Genomic DNA, 17,825 nt, shown 5'->3' on the forward strand with positions numbered 1-17,825 from the left:
GGCCGAGCGCGTTCGAGGCGCGCGGCCGTGCTCTTCGCCCGGATCGTCTCCGACGGCTAGTTGCCGTCCAGCTGGTTCACGATGGCACTGGCCGCGCCGCCGTCGTAGCCGCGGTCGATCAGGGCCTGCTCCATCGCATCCCGGAATTCGCCGGGCGTCCAGGGCGTCGTTCCCCCTGTCGCATCGAAGAAGTCGCCCCAGACCGTGTCGCGGGCCTGGAGGACGTCGAGCAGGACCTGCCCCTGCAGCGCCTGGACGGCCTCGGGCGTCATCGCCGTGTCACCGTTCACGAGCGGCAGCCCCCCTAGCAGTGGATCGCCGGTGGACGGGTCGGTGGCCCTCATCATCGCTTCCATGATCGCCTCGTTCTGCAGGCGCTGCTGGACGGCGTCCCGCTGCTTGTCGCGCATCGCGTCCTGCATCGTGTCGCCGGGCAACATCTCGCGCATCATCTTCCGCTTGCGCTCGTCGCCTCGATCACCCGCTTCGGGGAGCATCGGCGCCGCCGGCACGGGCTTCATCGAGCCGTCACCCGCTGCTCCCGCGTCGAGTCCCTTCGCGCGCGCACCGTTCGCCCGTTCCTGCTGGAGACGGCGCAGCCGCTCCGCGACCTCGGGCTTGCGCTCGGCCGCGCGTCGGATCACGTCCTCGTTCGTCGCCCGATGCATCAGTCCGCGGGCGCGGTCGACGTCGGACCTGGCGGCGGGCGCCGCGGGTCGCTCGTCCACCTCGCGACGGAAGTCCTGCCAGCTGACCCACGGGTCGCCGCCGGGCGCGACGTCGAGCTCGATCATGCGACCGATCCCGCCGGTCGCCAGGAAGCCTTCGCGTACGAGGGTCTCGATCGCCGCGTCCGCACCGACCTCGCGCACGCCGACGACCCCGTGGTAGACCGCGACCTGACCGATCCCATCCGAGGCGTCCACGCCGAAGCGGGTGCCCTTTACGCTGACCACGACGGTGGGCGTGTGGACCTCGAAGCGGCGTCCGCCGCGACGCAGGACGTCGAAGAGCGAATTGCCGCGCTCGAGGTCCACGCGGTCGGCCGCGCTCGTCGGCGGCGGCAGCCGCAGCATGGAGTTCTCGTGCACGCGAAGCGTACCGGCATCCATCACGATCTCGACCCGGCCGTCCGCTCCCGTTCGGATGCGTTCGTTCGGCGCGAGCGTGTCGCCTTCCGAGAGGGCGCGCCACATGGGCGGCTCCCCCGAGCCGATCTCGACCGCGCCCGAGACCTGGCGCGCAACCGCGTCGGCCATCGCCGTGCCGCCCGAAAGGACAAGGGCGAGCAGGACCAGGACGATCGTCCCGGTTCGGCTCGCGTGCTTCGTCACGTTGCTTCGTTTCTGCATCGGTCTTCCTCCGATGATGAGAGCCCCCCGGCCCTCGAGATGAATGGAATCTGTCTAGTCCGTCGACACGCGGATGACCGCGCCGGCGAGTTGCTTGTCGTAGTCGAAGACGTCGACGTTCGAGACGCGGCGCGTGCCGCGCCAGTAGAGCTCGAGGGCGACGTGCGGAACGATCTCGCGCCTCACCGCGATCCGACCGCTCACGATGTCGTCGCGTCGCTTGCGGTCTCCGCCGGTGCCGAGGAAGTACGTGAAGTTGTCGTTGTGATACCGGTCGTGCGTGTAGGCCGCCTCGAGCCGCAGCTGGAGTTCGCACGGCAGGCGGAACGTGCCGAACGCGCGCGCGCGCCAGCTGTCGAAATCGAAGTCCCCGTCGAAACCGTCCGGCGTGCCGAAGGTCTTCGCCTGGGTCAGGCTGCGGGACCAGGAGCCCGAGAAGGAGAGCCAGGACTGCTCGATCCTGAGCGGCAGGAAGTACTCGACGCCCAGGCTGTAGGTCATCGCGTCGCGTTCCCACGGCGTGAAGGGGGCGTCATCGTGGTACTCGGCCACGTCGACATGAGCGAAGGTCCGAAGGGCCCCCCAGGCCGGTCCGAACGATCGGATCAGGCTCGGTCGGATCGAGCCGATCGTCGCCTCGTTGTCGAGATCCTGGAGCGTGCTCGCCGCGATGGCGTCGAGTCGCACCAGATACTTCTCGTCGAGGCTCCAGGCGCCGCTCGCGAAGAAGGTATTCCCGACCACGTCGAAGTCGGTCAGGTCGTGGTGGCGCGTCTGGTCGAAGCGATAGCCGAGCGTGAGCGCACCCCGCTCCGAGGCCCACGGTCGCCCGGAGGCGCCCACGCCCCAGACGCCGCGGAAGTCGTCGCTGCCGCTTGCGCCCGTCTGGCTCTCGGTGCTCTCGAGGGTGACGTTGTCGTCGTACTCGACGCCGGCGTAGCCATCGAGCCGGAAGCGATCTTCGAGCGAGAGCGCTTCGCGCTCGCGCAGCAGCAGGCGCGCACGCACCGCAGTGTCCCCCGTCGGGTCCTGCTCGAGGATCTCGCGCAGGAGCGCCACCGCCTCGTCTTCCCGACCGAGGTCGAAGAGTCCGAGCGCCTGCCCGAGCAACGCCTCGGAGAGCAGCGCCGGCTCGAGCTCCGCCGCGGCCCGGAACGCCCGATTCGCTTCGGGCACGAGTTGCTGGGCCCGATAGGCGACGGCGCGATAGAAGTGGGCGAGCGCGCTGTGCGGCCGCTCGTCGATCTCCTCGTCGAGGAGCGCGAGCGCCTGACCGTTGGCCCCGATGTCGAGGAGGCTGCGCGCGATCTCGACGCGTGCGCCGGGGCGACGGTCCGGCCAGCGATCGAGGTAGTCCCGGGTCGCGGCGACCGCGGCGGTCGAGTCGCCGGCGTTCGCGAGCTTGCGCGCGAGCGCCCAGTGCAGGTCCGGATCGGATGGATGGGCCTCGATCGCCCGACGCAGGCGGTCGACGACGGACGTCGACGGAGTCTCGGCGTGGGCGAATCCGATCGGCCCCCCGAATGCGAGCAGGACGATGAGAAGGAGGACGCGACGACTCATTGGTGCGGCACCCCGTGGCCACTCGTCCGGGCGATCAGCTCGAGCATCTCGTCGCCCTGCTCGTGCAGGACCTCGAAGAAGAGATCGACCAGCTCCGGATCGAACTGCCGGCCGCGGCCCTTCACGAGGAGATCTCGGACCTCCGTCTGGCTGAAGGCCGGCTTGTAGGGGCGGGCCGTGGAGAGCGCGTCCCAGACGTCGACGATCGTGACGATGCGCGCCGCGAGCGGGATCTCTTCCCCTTCGAGGCCGTCGGGGTAGCCGCCGCCGTCCCATCGCTCGTGGTGGTGCATCACGCAGTGGAGCGTGGTCTCCTCGAGACCGACGACCGGCGCGACGATGCCGGCCCCGATCTCGGGATGGCGCTCCATCTCGCGGCGCTCCTCGCCGTCGAGTCGTCCGGGTTTGTTGAGCACCGCATCGCGGATGCCGATCTTGCCGACGTCGTGGAGCAGCGCGCCGAGCTCCATGGCTCGGATCTCGTCCTCCGGCATTCCGAGGCGCGCGCCCATCAGCGACGAGAACGCGGCGAGCCGGCGGCAATGCTGGTCCGTGTAGCCGTCGCGCGCCTCGACGGCGCTCGCGACCGCGGCGATCGACGACTCGAAGGTCTCGCGCAGGCGCTCGATGAGCCGCAGGTTCTGGGCGGTGAGTGCGAGCTGGGCGCTCACCGTCGCGATCGTGCGCGAATGGATCGCGTCGACGGCCTGGCCCGCGCGGCCGAACACGACGAGCACGCCGACGGACTCCGGACCCGCAACGAGCGGCGCGTAGACCACGCGGGCGCTCGGGAGGGTCGGCTCGGGCGTCTCGATCGTGCGCTGCTCCTCGAGCGCACACGCCGCTTCCGCCTCGTCGAAGCGGAGCACCTCGTCGCTCCCGCCGTGGGGGCGCCACTCGAGATGCTCCCTCGTGAGCGAACCGTCCGGAAGGGCGCGGATCAGCACGATGCCGCGGGCGCCCACGACGTCGCCGAGCAGCTCGAGGGCGAGCTCGAGGCCGGTCTGCGGCCCGTCGTCAGTGGAGCCCTTGCGGGTCGCTTCGCCGATCCGCTCGAGGGCCACGAGCGACGACTCGTGCGCCTGGGCCCGCAGATGGAAGTGGCGCTGGAGACGCTCGATGCCGAGCGCATAGCGCGCGGCCAGGAAGGCGAGGGGAACGATCACGGGCATCGCCCAGCCCGCGAACCAGAGCGCCGCCCAGCCCGAGAGCGCGACCGCGCCGGCGAGACCGAGGAAGAGCGCCAGGCGCGTGACCGTACGCTCGCCCGAGCGCCCTCGGGTCAGCACGGCGAGCACGCAGAGCAGCGCGGCGGCGAGGAGACGCGGAGCGGACCGCTGGATCGCTTCGTCCATCGCCTCGGCGGCGGCCGTGCGGTAGGCGATCGCCTGGATCATCACGCCGGGCAGCGCCGGCGAGGGCGGCGTGGGCCACAGGTCCTGGAACTCGGCCGCCGTGGCGCCGATGAACACTGCGCGTCCCTCGACCTCCTTCGGGTCGAAGCTTCCCTCGATCAGATCGATGTACGAGATCGTCTGGATCTCGGGCCAGTGGCGTCGATAGTCGACGCGGGTCGCGTCGTGGGCGTCGAGCGCATGCTCGATTCGTGCGCGCAGCGTCTCGGGTGCCGCGACGGCGAGCGCAGCGCGCGCGAGCGACGGAATCCGCTCGCCGGAGATCGCGCTCGCGCGCGGTGCGTGGCGGACGACGCCGTCGGGGTCGATCGGAACGAGCACGCTGCCGAGCGACGCCGCGGCACGCTCGAGCGACGGGATCGGACGGTTGACGATCTCGAGCTCGGCGCCGCTCTCGAGCCGCTGGATCTGCGAGAAGGTCGCGAGCACGCCGCGCCCGCTCGCCCGCAGGCTCTCCGCCAGACGCGCGTCGTCCTCGGGCGTGGAGGCGGACGAGAAGTCGATGTCGAAGGCGATGGCCCGCGCGCCCGCCGCGGTGAGCGCGTCAACCGCGCGCGCGTGGGTGCTCCGCCGCCAGGGCCACGGCTCGCTGGCGCGCAGACTGCGCGGGTCGATGGTGACGACCGCGACGTCCGGCAGTGCGAGCGTCGGCTTCGGCCCCGCCGTCGGCGCGAGCCGCACGAATGCGTCATGGACGCGTCGATCGACGGACTGGCCGACGTCGAGCGACAGCGCGCCGACCGCGATCGTCAGGACGCACGCCACCGGGATGACACTGAGCCATCGCGGGTCTTTCCATGCACTCGCCTTCATGCGAAACCTTGAATCGGCTTGCAAATTCAGGCACTTGAGTCGATCTGCGGAGGTGAACGCAGCGCGGATGCACCTCCGCCGAATGCGACGCGCGGCACGGCAGGGTCGACGCATGCCGCGCGCAGATCGGCGGCAGCTGCGATCGTTCGACGGGCCCCGCCTCCAGCTCGACGGTCCCCCTCGGACCCGGCGTACGATGGGGATTTCGGGTCGGGGGCGCGTCGGAGGCCTCACTCGACGAGCGACCCCGGCGTCGGTCGTGCCGCAAGCGCTAGTCTCGTTGGAGCGATCATGCCCACGCGCCTAAGACACCTTCTCGACGCAGCGCCCATCGCGCTCGACGTCGCCGCCGACTCAGTCGACGAGGCGGTCGAGGCGCTCGTCGACGTACTGATCGAATCCGGTGCGCTGTCGGCCGAGCGCCGAGAGCGGGTCCTGCGCGAGATCCTCGATCGCGAGCAGGAGCAGTCGACGGCACTCGGCCAGGGCGTCGCCGTGCCCCATGGCTTCCTCGACGAGCTCGACGCTCCGCTCGTCGCGCTGGCGCGCCTGCGCGATCCGCTCGACGCCGCCGCGCCGGACGGCGAGCCCGTCGAGCTCGTCTACCTCATCACCGGCGGGCGGGCGGACGCGGGGCTCCACCTCGAGCTCCTGATGTCGATCGCCCGCCTGCAGTCCGATCCCCAGTTCCGTCGGGACGTCGATGCGGCGACGATGCCCGGTCAGATCCTCGACGCCGTCGATGCGTTCCTGGCGCGAAGCGAAGCGCCGGTCGTCGCGCCGGGTCGTCCGGACGGCCTCGACGTCCGGGGGTTCGCACGGGGTGTGCTGGAAGACATCCGGCGTCGCCTCCCGCTCTACGCGAGCGACTTCGCGGACGGTCTCCATCCGAAGTCCGTCGCCGCGATCCTCTTTCTCTTCTTCGCGTGCGTCGCGCCCGCCGTCGCGTTCGGCGGATTGATGGCCGCGTTGACGGGTGGCGAGATCGGCGCGATGGAGATGATCGTCGCGACGGCCATCGGCGGAACGCTCTACGCCCTCTTCTCGGGCCAGCCACTCACGATCCTCGGCGGAACGGGGCCGATGCTCGTCTTCACCGGCATGCTCTACGAGTTGTGCGGACTGCTCGAGCTGCCCTTCCTGCCCGCCTACGCCTGGGTCGGGCTCTGGACGGCCGCGTTCACCATCCTCTGCGCGGTGACCGGGGCGAGCTCGCTGATCCGATACTGCACGCGATTCACGGACGAAGTCTTCGCGCTCCTCATCAGCCTGATCTTCATCAACGAGGCCGTGGCGAACCTCGCCGACACCTTCTCCGATCCGAGGATCGATGACTACCGCGCCCTGCTCTCCCTCGTGCTGGCGGTCGCGACCTTCTGGATCGCCATCACGCTCCGCAACTCACGGCGCAGTCGCTACCTGCGTTGGTGGATGCGGCAGTTCATGGCCGACTTCGGTTCCGTCATCGCGATCGCGACGGCCACCGGCGTCGCGATCTGGCTCGGGGTCCAGGGACTCCCGACGCTCGCCGTCCCGGATCACTTCGCGACGACCTCCGGTCGTCCCTGGCTCGTCGACCTCTGGGGCCTGCCGGCATGGGCGATCTTCGGTGCGTCGATCCCTGCGCTCCTCTGCACCGTGCTCGTCTTCCTCGACCACAACATCACGAATCGGCTCGTCAACCAGACCGACCACAGCCTTCAGAAGAGCCCCGCGTACCACCTCGACCTCCTCGTCGTCGGCGTGCTCACGGCGGGGCTGTCGCTCTTCGCCCTGCCCTGGCTCGTCGCGGCGACGATTCGTTCGCTGAACCACGTTCGCGCCCTCGCGAGCGTCGAAGAGATCGTGCGCCGCGACGGCAGCACCGAAGAGCGCATCGTCGCCGTCCGCGAACAACGTGTGACGGCGCTTGCGATCCATCTGCTGATCGGTTTCTCGGTCTTCGCCCTTCCGTGGCTCCAGACCCGCGGCATCGAGATCCCGATGGCCGTGCTCTACGGGCTCTTCTTCTTCATGGGCGTCACGTCGCTCGCGGGCAACCAGTTCTTCGAGCGCCTTCGGCTCTGGGTCATGGATCCGAGCCACTACCCGCGCACGCACTACGTGCGCCAGGTCCCTCTCCGCCAGATCCATCTCTTCACCGCGATCCAGCTCGCGGGTCTGGTCGTCCTGTGGGCGGTCAAGGTGAGCCCGCTCGCGCTGATCTTCCCGCTCTTCATCGTGATGCTCGTCCCTCTGCGCATCGTCCTCGATCGATTCTTCGAGGAGCGGCACCTCGAGTCCCTCGACAGCGACGTCGAGGAGGAGGAACCGAGCGGCGAGGCAGCGGGCTGACGCCCCGGGGCGCGGAGCCCCGAGCCTACCCGTCGAGCTGCGTACCGTGGGCGACCTCGACGGTCGCCCCCGACTCCGATTCGAGCCGGACGTCGCCTCGAACGACGACGTCGCGACCGAAGCGGTGGTCCCCTTCGACCGAGAAGTGCCGGGCCTTCGCCAGCGAGGGCGCGCCGTGCGGGAAGCGCGCGTCGAGATCGCCGACGTTCTTGTAGAAGCGAGCGTCGAGCTCGATCACGCGGCGCCGCGTCGCTTCGGGATCGACCGCGACGAGGCGGGCATCCTCTCGCAGCTCGTAGGCATCCGATCGGACCGCCAGCAGATCCGCCGTCGTCTTGACCGGCGCGAAGCGTTCGCGCGAGACGCAGATCGCCTCCGCCCCGTCGAAGCACTCGATCGCCGCGCCCATCGCGGTTTCGAGCTGCAGACACGGCGGCGTGTCCGGATCGCTCGCGACGATCGTCTTGGCGTTCGTCATGACCGGGAGCGGCAGGCCGTCGGGGGACGCTTCGAGCGCGCCGGCGATCGCGTCGAGATCGAGCCAGAGATTGTTCGTGTTGAAGTAGCGGTGGCGCGCGATGTCCTGGAAGGAAGCCTTGTCTTCGGGAGCGCACTGCGCCGACTCGCGCAGGACGAGCCGGCCGCCGCGGCGTGCGAGGTGGCCGCCCTTGCGGTCGGCGGCCGTCCGCTCGGCGACCTCCATCGCGAAGGGGAGCCCTTCGCGAGCGAACCAGCCCAGGATCGACAGATCGAGCACGCCGCCCAGGTTGTCCGCGTTGGAGACGAAGGCGTAGCGGATGCCCTCCTCGCGAAGGCGAGCGAGGACACCCGAGGAGGAGATCGCCGCGTAGAGATCCCCGTGGCCGGGCGGGCACCAGGCGAGCTCCGGGTCGTCGGGCCAGTCGACGGGGGCAAAGCTCTCGGGGTCGATTCGAGGCACCCGGTGCTGCAGGAAGTCGAGGGGAAGCTCGCCGGCGAGCCCGTCGTAGCGGGCGAGCCGAGCGAGGGAGGGCTCGCGCGTTCGGAAGCTGTTCATCAGGAGGAGCGGAAGTCGCGCGCCCTCGCGCGCCCGCAGATGCAGGATCTGTCGGGCGATCAGGTCGAGGAAGGTCGCGTCTTCGCGGACCGGAAGCAGGCTCTTCGGTCCCGCGAGGCCCATGCCCGTCCCGAGGCCGCCGTTCAGCTTGATGACGACGGCGCGATCGAGCGCCTCGCGCCCCGCGTCCTCGCAGTCGCGGAGATCGTCCGCCCGAGGCAGCTGATCGACCGGATCGAGGGTGGCCTCCGGGAGGGTCGTCGTGCCGCCGTCGCGCACGAAGTGCAACGCACGCAGGAAGCCTCGAATCGCGATCTCGGGCATCGCCTCCGCCTGCATGCGCTCGCGGTGGATGCGATCGAGGGAATCGTCCGGGGCCGTCACGTGGTTGTCCTCCTGATCGGGGATCGGGTCCCCGCCGCCTCCGTGTGAGTGACCGGTTCGTCGATCCGGTGCCCTGGGATCGGATCCCGATCGCCCTTTTGCGGCTCGGATGCGCGTCCGGCGCCGAAGAGGCTAGCCTCGTTCTGCCCCTGCCGGAGTGCGCCCCTCGCGGCGCACCCGCGTCGCATCGAGGACACCGTGGCTGGCGAGAAGATCCGCATCGAAGACCTGGCGAACCCGGTTCTCACGCCGCCCCAGAAGGCTGCCCTCGACTATGCGGAGACGCAGACGATCGACCTGTCGATTCCCGCGGTCGTGAACGCGGCGGAAGAGGCGACGGGCCTCTCCTGCTGGGGTCCCGACGACTGGAAGGAGCGGCTCGGCGTCTGGTTCGACGAGATGAACGCCGACGACAACCGGACGGCGCTCGGCCGAATGATCCTCTTCGGCGACTGCGTGCGGTACGCGACGACGAGACTCCGGATCAACGACCTGCTCGATCGCCACCCCGAGATCCACGACGTGAAGATCGAGCGGCCGATCATCGTGGTCGGTCTGCCCCGCTCCGGGACGACCCACCTCGTCAACCTGATCGCTGCGGACCAGCGGCTGCGCTCGATGCCGCTGTGGGAAGGCCAGGAGCCGGTCCCGGATTCGAACGAGAAGCCCGGCGAGGATGGGATCGACCCACGCTGGCACCGCTGCAATGCGATCTGGGAGCGCATGCAGGCGACGTCGCCGCTGATCTCGGCGATGCACCCGATGGAGCCCGACCACATCCACGAAGAGCTCGAGTTCATGCTGCCGGACTTCACGAGCTACAACCTCGAGTGGATCGCGCGGGCCCCGAAGTGGCGCGACTACTACCTGGCCCACGACCAGACGCCCCACTATCAGGGCGCGCTCCTCACCGGGCTCAAGATCCTCCAGTGGATGAAGCCGCGGGAGCGCTGGATCCTGAAGTGTCCCCAGCATCTCGAGCAGATCGGCCCGCTGATGGCGACCTTCCCGGACGCCACGATCGTCGTGACCCACCGGGACCCGATCTCGGTGATCCAGTCGGCCGCGACGATGAACGCGTACGCCTCCCGGCAGAACTACCATCACACCGATCCCCAGTGGTACCTCGACTACTGGCACGACCGGATCGTTCGCCTCCTCCGCGCCTCCGTCCGCGACCGCGACCAGCTCCCCTCGGATCGGACCTACGACGTTCTCTTTCACGACTTCATGGCCGACGACGTCGGGACGGTCGAGAAGATCTACGAGGTCGCCGGGCTCGAGATGACCGCCGACGCGCGGGGACAGATCCAGGCGTACATGGATGCCCACCCCCGCGGCAAGGACGGGCAGGTCGTGTACGACGTGCGCAAGGACTTCGGCGCGGACCCCGCCGAGCTGCGGAAGGCCTTCGACTTCTACTTCGAGGCGTTTCCCGGCGTGAAGGTCCAGGTCAAGTAGGCACGCCGCCGGGCGCTCTGCCGCGGGAGGCGCTCAGGCGCGTCGCGACTCTTCACTCGCCAGGCGCGTCGCCTCACCCGTTAGGCGCGGCGCCATTTCGCGATGTAGCCGAAGCTCGGATCCTTCTCGTCGCGACGGCTCTCTTCGGGGACCTCGGCCCGCGTGAGCGGGTTCGAGCTCGACATGTCGAGCACGTGGACCCGGTGTGCGATCGCCCAGCGCCCGTCCCGCTTCTCCCAGCGGTCGAGGTAGCGCCCCCGTCCCACCAGCTCGAGCTGCTCGCCCTTCCCGTCGGGCAGCGTCCAGAGCACGACGGTCACGTAGGACTCGCTCGTCGCGCTCGCGCCGTCGGCGCCGACCTCGACCAACACGTTCGTGATCTGATGGGAGTGGCGCTCCATGGACGCGTGCGCCTCCCAGACCCACTCGATGAATCCATGGCCCGTCCCCTCGAATATGCCGAGATAGTCGGCGGTCCCGTCCGCGTGCCAGACGTCCTCGGCCATCTCGCGATCCATGCGATCGAGGCCGCGGCAATAGCGCGAGAGCGCGTCCCGGATCGCTTGTTTGGCGATCAGCGTTTCGAGGGTTTCGGAATCGGACATCACGGGCCTCCTGCGTTCACGGCCAATCTAGTCCAGCCGCGCTGCTGGGCTAGCCTCGATCGTGCGCCCCGTTCCGGGGCATCGGAGGGATCCCATGCGTCCCAAGCGTCCGTCCCGACAGGCCCTGCTCCTCTTCCTCGCTCTGCAGGTGGTCACGCTCGCGGCGTGCCCGTCCGACCCGCCGACCGACGAAGCGGCCACGGCGGCGGAGGAGACCGCCGCGGAGCGAGGCCTCGCCCCTTCCGGTCGACCCTACAGCGAGGACCGCGCCCCCTGCACGGATCGCGACCCGCTTCGACAGGCGCTCTGGGGCGAGCTCCACGTCCATTCGACGCTCTCGATGGATGCCTGGCTGTGGGACGTGCGGAGTACCCCCGATGACGTATTCCGCTTTGCCAAGGGCGAGGAGATCCTGCTCGCCCCTCTCGATGAAGACGGTGTCCCGACGCGACCCGCGAAGCTCGAACGACCGATCGACTTCGCCTCGCTCACGGACCACGCGAGCTTCCAGGGCGAGGTCGCGCTCTGCACGCGCGCCGGCTCCCCTCAGTACGACACCCACGCGTGTCGCTTCTTCCGCGGCGAGGTCCCGATCGAGCCGAATCCGGCGGGCGACTTCGCGACGCGCATGGCGGGCATCTCGGCGGCGCTCCAGACCGACGGATCGGCCCCCGCGCGCCGCGGCGACCTCTGCGGCGAGGAGGGCGCCGACTGCATCGACGTCATGCAGTCGGTCTGGGAAGAGCAGCAGGCCGCAGCCGAGCGGCACTACGACCGTTCCGAGAATTGCCGCTTCACGTCCCTTCATGGCTACGAGTACACGGCGACGCCGGACCTCGCGAAGATCCACCACAACGTGATCTTCCGGAACGCCGTGGTCCCCGAGAAGCCGATCGCCTGGATCGACGAGCCGGACGTCTACGGCCTCTGGGAGAAGCTCCGGGACCAGTGTTCCGACGCGGGGACGGGCTGCGACGTCGTGACCCTGCCCCACAACTCGAACCTCTCCAACGGCAACATGTTCGCCACCGGCGGGCGGGATCTCCCCCTCGAAGCCCAGCGCGACCGCGCCCGCCTCCGCGCGGACATCGAACGCCTCGTCGAGATCAACCAGATCAAGGGCGACAGCGAGTGCCGGAACGGGTTCGCGGGCGTCCTCGGCGGACGCGACGAGTTCTGCGAGTTCGAAGAGTGGCGCGGCCCCGAGGTCCCCGAGTGCGGTCCGGACGAAGTCAGCGCCGGCGCCCTCGTCGGACAGGGCTGCGTCTCGCGTCGCGACTACGTCCGCTACGCGCTCGTCGAAGGCTTCCGCGAGCAGGCGCGAATCGGCGTGAACCCCTTCAAGATCGGGATCGTCGCCGCGACCGACGCCCACAACGGCAACCCCGGCGACGTCGAGGAGTACTCCTACCAGGGCTGGGCCGGGATCTCGGACGGATCCCGGGAAGCCCGGATCGCCAAGAGCGGGAGCCCGATGCAGGCGACCAACTCCCTGCTCGCGAATCCCGGCGGACTCGCCGGCGTCTGGGCGGAAGAGAACTCCCGGGACGCGATCTTCGACGCCATGAAGCGACGCGAGACCTTCGGGACGAGCGGCCCCCGGATCACCGCGCGCTTCTTCGGCGGCTGGCAGTACCCGGCGGATCTGTGCGGTGATCGCGACCTCGTCTCGAAGGGCTACTCGGGGGGCGTGCCGATGGGCGGCGATCTTCCCGCGGCACCGAGCGCCGATGCGGCGCCCGTCTTCGTCGTCTCCGCGATGCGCGACGTCGGGATCCCCGAGCACCCCGGCGGCCTGCTCCAACGCGCGCAGGTCGTGAAGGGCTGGATGGACGCGGACGGCACCTTCCATCAGAAGGTGATCGACGTCGCCGGCGGTGAGAACGACGCGACCGTCGACGAGGCGACCTGCCAGCCCCGCGGCGATGGACACAACAGCCTCTGCTCGGTCTGGACCGACCCGGACTTCGACGCGGAACAGAATGCGGTCTACTACGTGCGCGTGCTGGAGAATCCGAGCTGTCGCTGGTCCGCGCGGCAGTGTCTCGAAGAAGCCACCGACCCGACCTCGAGTGGCCGCAGCACCGGCTGCGACGACCCGTCGACGCCGAAGACGATCCAGGAACGACTCTGGACTTCGCCGATCTGGTACGACGCGACGGCGGAGGGCTGAGCCTGGAAGCCGCGAGCGCCGGGGAGAGCGCTAACGCGCCTCTTCCGGCGGCGGTACGTTCAGGAAGGCGAGGAGCGCCCCGCCCACGAGGACGAGGACCATCTGCACCGTGCAGACGAGCGGGTACGAGCCCGTCGCCGCGAGCAGCCCCTGGGAGCCGAAGCTCGCGAGCACGATCAGGCTGACGCCCACGATCCCGCCGAGGCCGCTCGCCGTCCCGAAGTCGATCCGCCCGAAGAGTCGGCCGATCAACACGCCGTGGAGCGGCGCCATCCCGCCGATGCCGAGGCCGTAGATCGCTCCGATCACCATCAGCGTGTCGTAGTCCGGCTCCTGGCGGAGCATCCACCACACGATCGCGTTCACCACGACCATGAGCGCGATCCCGGGCTTGAGCGGCGTCACGTCCGCCAGGCCTCCGATCACGAGTTTGCCCGCGAGCGAGAACGGAATCATCCAGAGAAAGAAGTCCGCCGCCTCGTCGCGCGTCAGGCCCAGCGCTTCACCGAAGGGCACGAGGAGCGCGATGATCACGACGGGGGAGGTCAGGACGAGGCCGAATCCGATCGCCTGGATCCAGAGAGCCGGGATCTTCGCGAGCTCGGCGGCGCTCCGCGCGCGCGGCCCCGCTTCTTCGGCGCCCTCCGACTCCTCCGGCACCACCTCCCCGTCGGGCCGCAGTCCCATCTCTTCAGGACGCGAGACGATGAACCCGCCGAAGAGCGGAAGCGAGATCGCGGCGGTGAACGCACCGAAGGTCGCGAGCGCGGTCCGCCAGCCGTAGTCGGCGACGATCTCCTCGAAGAGATTCGGGCCGACGCCGCTCGCGAGCGTCGCTCCAGCGACGGCGATTCCCAGCACGAGGCCGCGACGTCGCACGAACCAGTTCGCGACGAGCGCCATCACCGGCAGCGTCCCGTAGAGCGCGTACCCGGGCGCGCAGAGAAGGACGAAGGCCAGGGCGACCTGCCAGAAGCTCGAGGCGTACGCGATCGCCACGAGGCCGACGCCGGAGAGCAGGCCCCCCGTCACCATCACGCGGCGAACGTGCCCCGCGTCGATCGCGCGACCGATGAAGGGACCGAGGATCCCCATCACGAGGATCGCCATGCCCGGGGCGATGCCGACCAGGGTCGGCGCCACGCCGAACTCCGTGGAGATCGGCGTGACGAGGTTGCCGATGATCGAAAGCCCGGCGGCGGTGAAGACGAACTGGGCGGCGAACGCGATCATGGCGATCACCCAGCCGTAGAACAGTCTCGAGGGAAGGATCGCGGCGAGCCCCCGGACCTGTTGTGCTTCGCTCGACATCGCCCCTCCGCGCCCGCCGGGGCGTCGAGCGAGTCTAGGCCAACGGTCGCGCGGGTGGGCTACGCTTTTCGCCGCGATCGATCCCACCCGAGAAGGGATCCGGAGGACGCCCGATGAGTGCAGAAGAGATCCAGAAGCCGAGCCCGGCGGCGAACGCCTGGGAAGGCGGCGCGCTGAACATGACGGAAGAGCTGCCCGATCTCTTCGAGCGCTTCTTCGCCTTCTTCCGGCCCGCGCACACCGAGGGCATCGCTCCCGCGAGAGTGAAGGAGCTCGCACGGCTCAAGATCGCCGCCATGAACGAGTGCGACACCTGACTCTTCGCACGGTATGCGCAGGCTGCGCATCAGGGACTCGACGAAGAGACCATCGCCCAGATCCATCTCCCGGAAGCGGAGCGAAGACTCAAGCCACGTGACGCCCTCGCCGTCCGCTTCGCCGAGAAGCTCGCCACCGACTTCCGAAGCGTCGACGAAGCCTTCATCCGCGAGCTCCGCGAACACTTCAGCAACGCCGAGATCGCCGAGCTCGGCCTGATGATCGGCCAGTACATGGCCCTCGGCCGCATGCTCGTCATCAGCGGCGGCCACCACGCCGCCTGCGAGATCTACACGCCGCCCGGCTGATCCATCGGCGCTGCGCGCCTCTCGACGCACCGCATCGCGGCGGCGCGTCTCGCGCTGAAGGCTCGAAGCGCGCGCAGCGGGGCCCAGGCCCACTTCCGGAGCCTTCAGCGCAAGAAAGGACTCATGAAGGGGTCTTTCGAGAGCCGCAGAGCGGCGCCAAGGTCAAAAGGGAATGTCGTCGTCGTCCGTCGGCGGCGGCGGGTCGTCGGCGAACATGCCGGCATCGCCAGCATCGTCGGCACCGACGGGTGCAGCGTCACCGACGCGATCGATGGACCAGGTCTCGAGACTGGTGAAGTAGCGGACGTCGCCCTTGGGGCTGGTCCACTCGCGGCCCCGGAGGCTGAACTCGACCTTCACCTCTTCGCCGTTCGAGAAGCCGTCGAGCATCTCGCAGCGATCACCGGTGAACTGGAACATGACGTACTGGGGATAACGCGACTCGCCCTCCAGCTCGAGCACGAACTCGCGCTTCCGGAAGCGCTGCGTGACCTGCTCGGCATCGAACGCCGCGTGGATCTTGCCCTGGACCTGCATGTTCATCGGATCGACCGCCTTTCGTGGACGCGCACGTTAGCGCGTCGCGAAGGCAGGCGGGACCGAGGCGGGGCCCGTCGGAGCGGTGCTATCCGCGCTGCTTGCGGCCGTAGGAAGCGAGGCCCATCAGGCCGAGGGCTGCGAGCAGTCCGGGGCCAGGCTCCGGGACCAGACTCGTCGTCGGATCCTCGAGCGCCGAGTTGCTGCCGAACTGGACGAGGAAGTCGCGGCTCGAGCCGACGCCGATCGTGCGGGTCCACTGGAAGGCGCCGGTGAAGTCCGCACCACCCCCGGCGGCAAAGGGCAGGCCCGTGTCGTCGAGGTCGTCGACGTTGCCGTCGGTGAGGTCGCGCAGCAGCGAGCGCCAGGTCGTGACCTGGTAGTGGTCCGCGCCGTAGCCGATCAAGGGCGCGGTCGCGGTCGCATCCGCGAGGCTCATCTCGATGGCGCTCGGGTTGGCAACCAGGATCGCCTGGTCGTCCCCGAACGAGCCGCCGAGGTCGAGGTCGGTGTAGTGGAAGATGTCGATCGTGAGATCGGAGAGACCGGTGTTCATGATCTCGAGGTTCTGGAAGACGACGCCCTGACCGGCGCCCGTCTCCCGCACCTCGAACTGGAGCTGGGCGTCGAAGAGCCCGGTCCCGCTCGGGTCGAACCAGTCGAGCTGGCCCACGCGTCCCGAGAAGAGGGAATAGTCCTCGAGGTCGGGCGTCCCGAACGCGAACTCCCGTCCGTCGCCCTGCAGCCGGAAGAACCACCAGGATTCGAAGAGCTGGTCGCCGGCTGCCGCACCGGTGAAGTCGGTGTTCACCGTGTTGCCGTTCGACGTGTTGAAGTTCTGCGTGTAGCCGAACGTGACGCCCCCGTCCGTCACCGTGCCGATCGCGAGCGCGGGCAACGGGCAGGCGACCAACAGGGCCAGGGCGAGTGCTTTCAAGCCGGGGATCGTGTTCATGGGGGGCTCCGGACGTCCGGGCGCAGGACGTGATGAACCGTCCTCGGCGCCTGGAGCCTTTGCCTGAAGCGCGACCCCGGGTCTTCCCCCTACGTTGCGCGGAAGTTGCGTACGCGCGGACACGCCACGCCGCTCGGCGTTCACCGCGTTGCGCGGGTCCTGCCGACCGGGGCGGTCCGATCTTCCGCCTCTTACCTTCCGACTCTGACCTTGACCTTACGCCTCTGACCTTGACCTTCCGCCTCCGTTCTTCCGTGGAAGACGGACCTGTCCGTCGGAGACGTACGCTGACGCGATCAGCCGGCCCGGCAGCGCCCCTCCAGCCAGTCGACCAGCCGTGTGGCCAGCTCGATCCGGAGCCCTGAGAAGGCGTGATCACCGAGGGGCATCACGTGCGCCGTGACGTCTTCCGCCCCGGCCGCCTCCAGTGCTTCGACGAGGGGCGTGTGATGGACCGTGACGGTCGTCACCTGATCACGCCCTCCCGCGAGCAGCAGGATCGACTTGCCGGCGAGTCGCGTGGCATGCCCCGTCGTCTCGAAGCGCTCGGCATTCGCCGCGACTTCGGCGACGAGCTCGGTCCCGCTCGGCCCGACGATCGGTCCCGACCAGGAATCGAGACTCGCTGCCATCTGCTCGGCGCCGCCCGACGCGTCGGACGCGGCGCGCGCGAAGCCACCCAGGTTGGCTCCGGCGAGCGACGCCACGCAGTCGACGCGATCGTTCTCCGCGCCGGCGACGAGGGCCGCGAAGCCCCCCATGCTGTGCCCGACCAGCGCGATCCGGTTCGGATCGAGCCGATGCGTCGAAGCGAAGTCCGGCTGGGCGATCGCTTCCACCACCGCGTGGACGTCCTCGATCACGTTCACGAAGGAGAACTCGCCGCCGCTGCCCCAGGCGCCGCGGTAGTGGAAGAACACGACGGTCCAGCCGGCGCGCCGCGCCGCCTGGGCCAGATCGAGGTTGCGTTCGAAGCCCGGGAAGCCGTGGAGCAGGACGAGGGCGGGATGCGGCCCGGGACCCTGGGCCTCGTAGACGACCGCGTTCAGCGCAGCGCCTTCGACCTCGAAAGCGGTCTCGACCATTCTCGGCGGCGCGTCGAGGTCGAAGATCAGCGGATCCTGCGTCGCCGGTGACCACGGAACCCGCGCGATCGCCACGACCGTGGGCGATTCCGGCGCCGGGGTGACGCACGCGACGGACGCGAGGAGAAGCAGGGAGGCGGGAACGATGGAACGCGAGGTGGGGCTCTTCATGGTC

Annotated in this window: 13 protein-coding genes; 4 read left to right on the forward strand and 9 right to left on the reverse strand. The window is 69.4% G+C overall.

Annotated features, from left to right (window positions below; all coding sequences use genetic code 11):
* Nucleotides 1–56: 56 nt before the first annotated feature.
* From NXI30_13965 to NXI30_13975, 3 genes are read right to left on the reverse strand one after another with little or no spacing between them, the layout of a single operon-like run.
* Nucleotides 57–1,352 (reverse strand): FecR family protein, encoded by a 1,296-nt coding sequence (locus NXI30_13965; protein ID MCR9095322.1) that lies wholly within the window; start codon nt 1,350–1,352, stop codon nt 57–59.
* A gap of 54 nt (nt 1,353–1,406) precedes the next feature.
* Entirely contained in the window at nt 1,407–2,915 is a 1,509-nt protein-coding gene (locus NXI30_13970) for a tetratricopeptide repeat protein (protein ID MCR9095323.1), read from the reverse strand.
* The gene (locus NXI30_13975; protein ID MCR9095324.1) at nt 2,912–5,143 is read right to left on the reverse strand and encodes a CHASE2 domain-containing protein; all 2,232 of its coding nucleotides are present in this window, start codon (nt 5,141–5,143) and stop codon (nt 2,912–2,914) included. The genes NXI30_13970 and NXI30_13975 overlap by 4 nt, the downstream gene beginning before the upstream one ends.
* 291 nt (nt 5,144–5,434) lie before the next feature.
* Between NXI30_13975 and NXI30_13980 the strand changes: the two genes are divergently transcribed.
* On the forward strand, nt 5,435–7,477 hold the full coding sequence (locus NXI30_13980; GenBank protein MCR9095325.1) for a PTS sugar transporter subunit IIA: 2,043 nt from the start codon (nt 5,435–5,437) through the stop codon (nt 7,475–7,477).
* Nucleotides 7,478–7,502: 25 nt separating this feature from the next.
* Here NXI30_13980 and NXI30_13985 read toward each other — a convergent pair whose 3' ends face one another.
* Entirely contained in the window at nt 7,503–8,897 is a 1,395-nt protein-coding gene (locus NXI30_13985) for a UTP--glucose-1-phosphate uridylyltransferase (GenBank protein ID MCR9095326.1), read from the reverse strand.
* 198 nt (nt 8,898–9,095) lie between these two features.
* Between NXI30_13985 and NXI30_13990 the strand changes: the two genes are divergently transcribed.
* Nucleotides 9,096–10,358 carry a sulfotransferase gene (locus NXI30_13990; protein MCR9095327.1) on the forward strand — a complete coding sequence of 421 codons (1,263 nt, stop codon included), beginning with the start codon at nt 9,096–9,098 and terminating at the stop codon, nt 10,356–10,358.
* An 80-nt stretch (nt 10,359–10,438) separates the two neighbouring features.
* Here NXI30_13990 and NXI30_13995 read toward each other — a convergent pair whose 3' ends face one another.
* Nucleotides 10,439–10,963 (reverse strand): nuclear transport factor 2 family protein, encoded by a 525-nt coding sequence (locus NXI30_13995; GenBank protein MCR9095328.1) that lies wholly within the window; start codon nt 10,961–10,963, stop codon nt 10,439–10,441.
* 94 nt (nt 10,964–11,057) lie between these two features.
* Here NXI30_13995 and NXI30_14000 point away from each other — a divergent pair, with 94 nt between their 5' ends.
* Nucleotides 11,058–13,136 carry a DUF3604 domain-containing protein gene (locus NXI30_14000; GenBank protein MCR9095329.1) on the forward strand — a complete coding sequence of 693 codons (2,079 nt, stop codon included), beginning with the start codon at nt 11,058–11,060 and terminating at the stop codon, nt 13,134–13,136.
* Between the two features lie 30 nt (nt 13,137–13,166).
* Here NXI30_14000 and NXI30_14005 read toward each other — a convergent pair whose 3' ends face one another.
* Nucleotides 13,167–14,447 (reverse strand): MFS transporter, encoded by a 1,281-nt coding sequence (locus NXI30_14005; GenBank protein ID MCR9095330.1) that lies wholly within the window; start codon nt 14,445–14,447, stop codon nt 13,167–13,169.
* Between the two features lie 113 nt (nt 14,448–14,560).
* Between NXI30_14005 and NXI30_14010 the strand changes: the two genes are divergently transcribed.
* Entirely contained in the window at nt 14,561–14,764 is a 204-nt protein-coding gene (locus tag NXI30_14010) for a hypothetical protein (protein MCR9095331.1), read from the forward strand.
* A 471-nt stretch (nt 14,765–15,235) separates the two neighbouring features.
* On the opposite strand, the gene NXI30_14015 is transcribed toward NXI30_14010, so the two are convergent.
* From NXI30_14015 to NXI30_14025, 3 genes are all read right to left on the reverse strand, one after another.
* Entirely contained in the window at nt 15,236–15,616 is a 381-nt protein-coding gene (locus NXI30_14015) for a DUF3127 domain-containing protein (protein MCR9095332.1), read from the reverse strand.
* 82 nt (nt 15,617–15,698) lie between these two features.
* On the reverse strand, nt 15,699–16,565 hold the full coding sequence (locus NXI30_14020; protein ID MCR9095333.1) for a hypothetical protein: 867 nt from the start codon (nt 16,563–16,565) through the stop codon (nt 15,699–15,701).
* Between the two features lie 296 nt (nt 16,566–16,861).
* A complete protein-coding gene (locus NXI30_14025; protein MCR9095334.1) occupies nt 16,862–17,821 on the reverse strand; it encodes an alpha/beta fold hydrolase in 960 nt (319 codons plus the stop codon).
* Nucleotides 17,822–17,825 lie beyond the last annotated feature (4 nt).

It is taken from the genome of bacterium (assembly GCA_024742285.1).
GTDB lineage: Bacteria > Myxococcota_A > UBA9160 > UBA9160 > UBA4427 > UBA4427.

Bases quoted from the DNA above. Each gene is read 5' to 3' on its own strand.
- NXI30_14010 (MCR9095331.1), top strand. From the start codon at position 14,561: ATGAGTGCAGAAGAGATCCAGAAGCCGAGCCCGGCGGCGAACGCCTGG.
- NXI30_14025 (MCR9095334.1), bottom strand. From the start codon at position 17,821: ATGAAGAGCCCCACCTCGCGTTCCATCGTTCCCGCCTCCCTGCTTCTC.
- NXI30_13970 (MCR9095323.1), bottom strand. From the start codon at position 2,915: ATGAGTCGTCGCGTCCTCCTTCTCATCGTCCTGCTCGCATTCGGGGGG.
- NXI30_14015 (MCR9095332.1), bottom strand. From the start codon at position 15,616: ATGAACATGCAGGTCCAGGGCAAGATCCACGCGGCGTTCGATGCCGAG.
- NXI30_14005 (MCR9095330.1), bottom strand. From the start codon at position 14,447: ATGTCGAGCGAAGCACAACAGGTCCGGGGGCTCGCCGCGATCCTTCCC.
- NXI30_13980 (MCR9095325.1), top strand. From the start codon at position 5,435: ATGCCCACGCGCCTAAGACACCTTCTCGACGCAGCGCCCATCGCGCTC.
- NXI30_13995 (MCR9095328.1), bottom strand. From the start codon at position 10,963: ATGTCCGATTCCGAAACCCTCGAAACGCTGATCGCCAAACAAGCGATC.
- NXI30_13975 (MCR9095324.1), bottom strand. From the start codon at position 5,143: ATGAAGGCGAGTGCATGGAAAGACCCGCGATGGCTCAGTGTCATCCCG.
- NXI30_13965 (MCR9095322.1), bottom strand. From the start codon at position 1,352: ATGCAGAAACGAAGCAACGTGACGAAGCACGCGAGCCGAACCGGGACG.
- NXI30_14020 (MCR9095333.1), bottom strand. From the start codon at position 16,565: ATGAACACGATCCCCGGCTTGAAAGCACTCGCCCTGGCCCTGTTGGTC.
- NXI30_14000 (MCR9095329.1), top strand. From the start codon at position 11,058: ATGCGTCCCAAGCGTCCGTCCCGACAGGCCCTGCTCCTCTTCCTCGCT.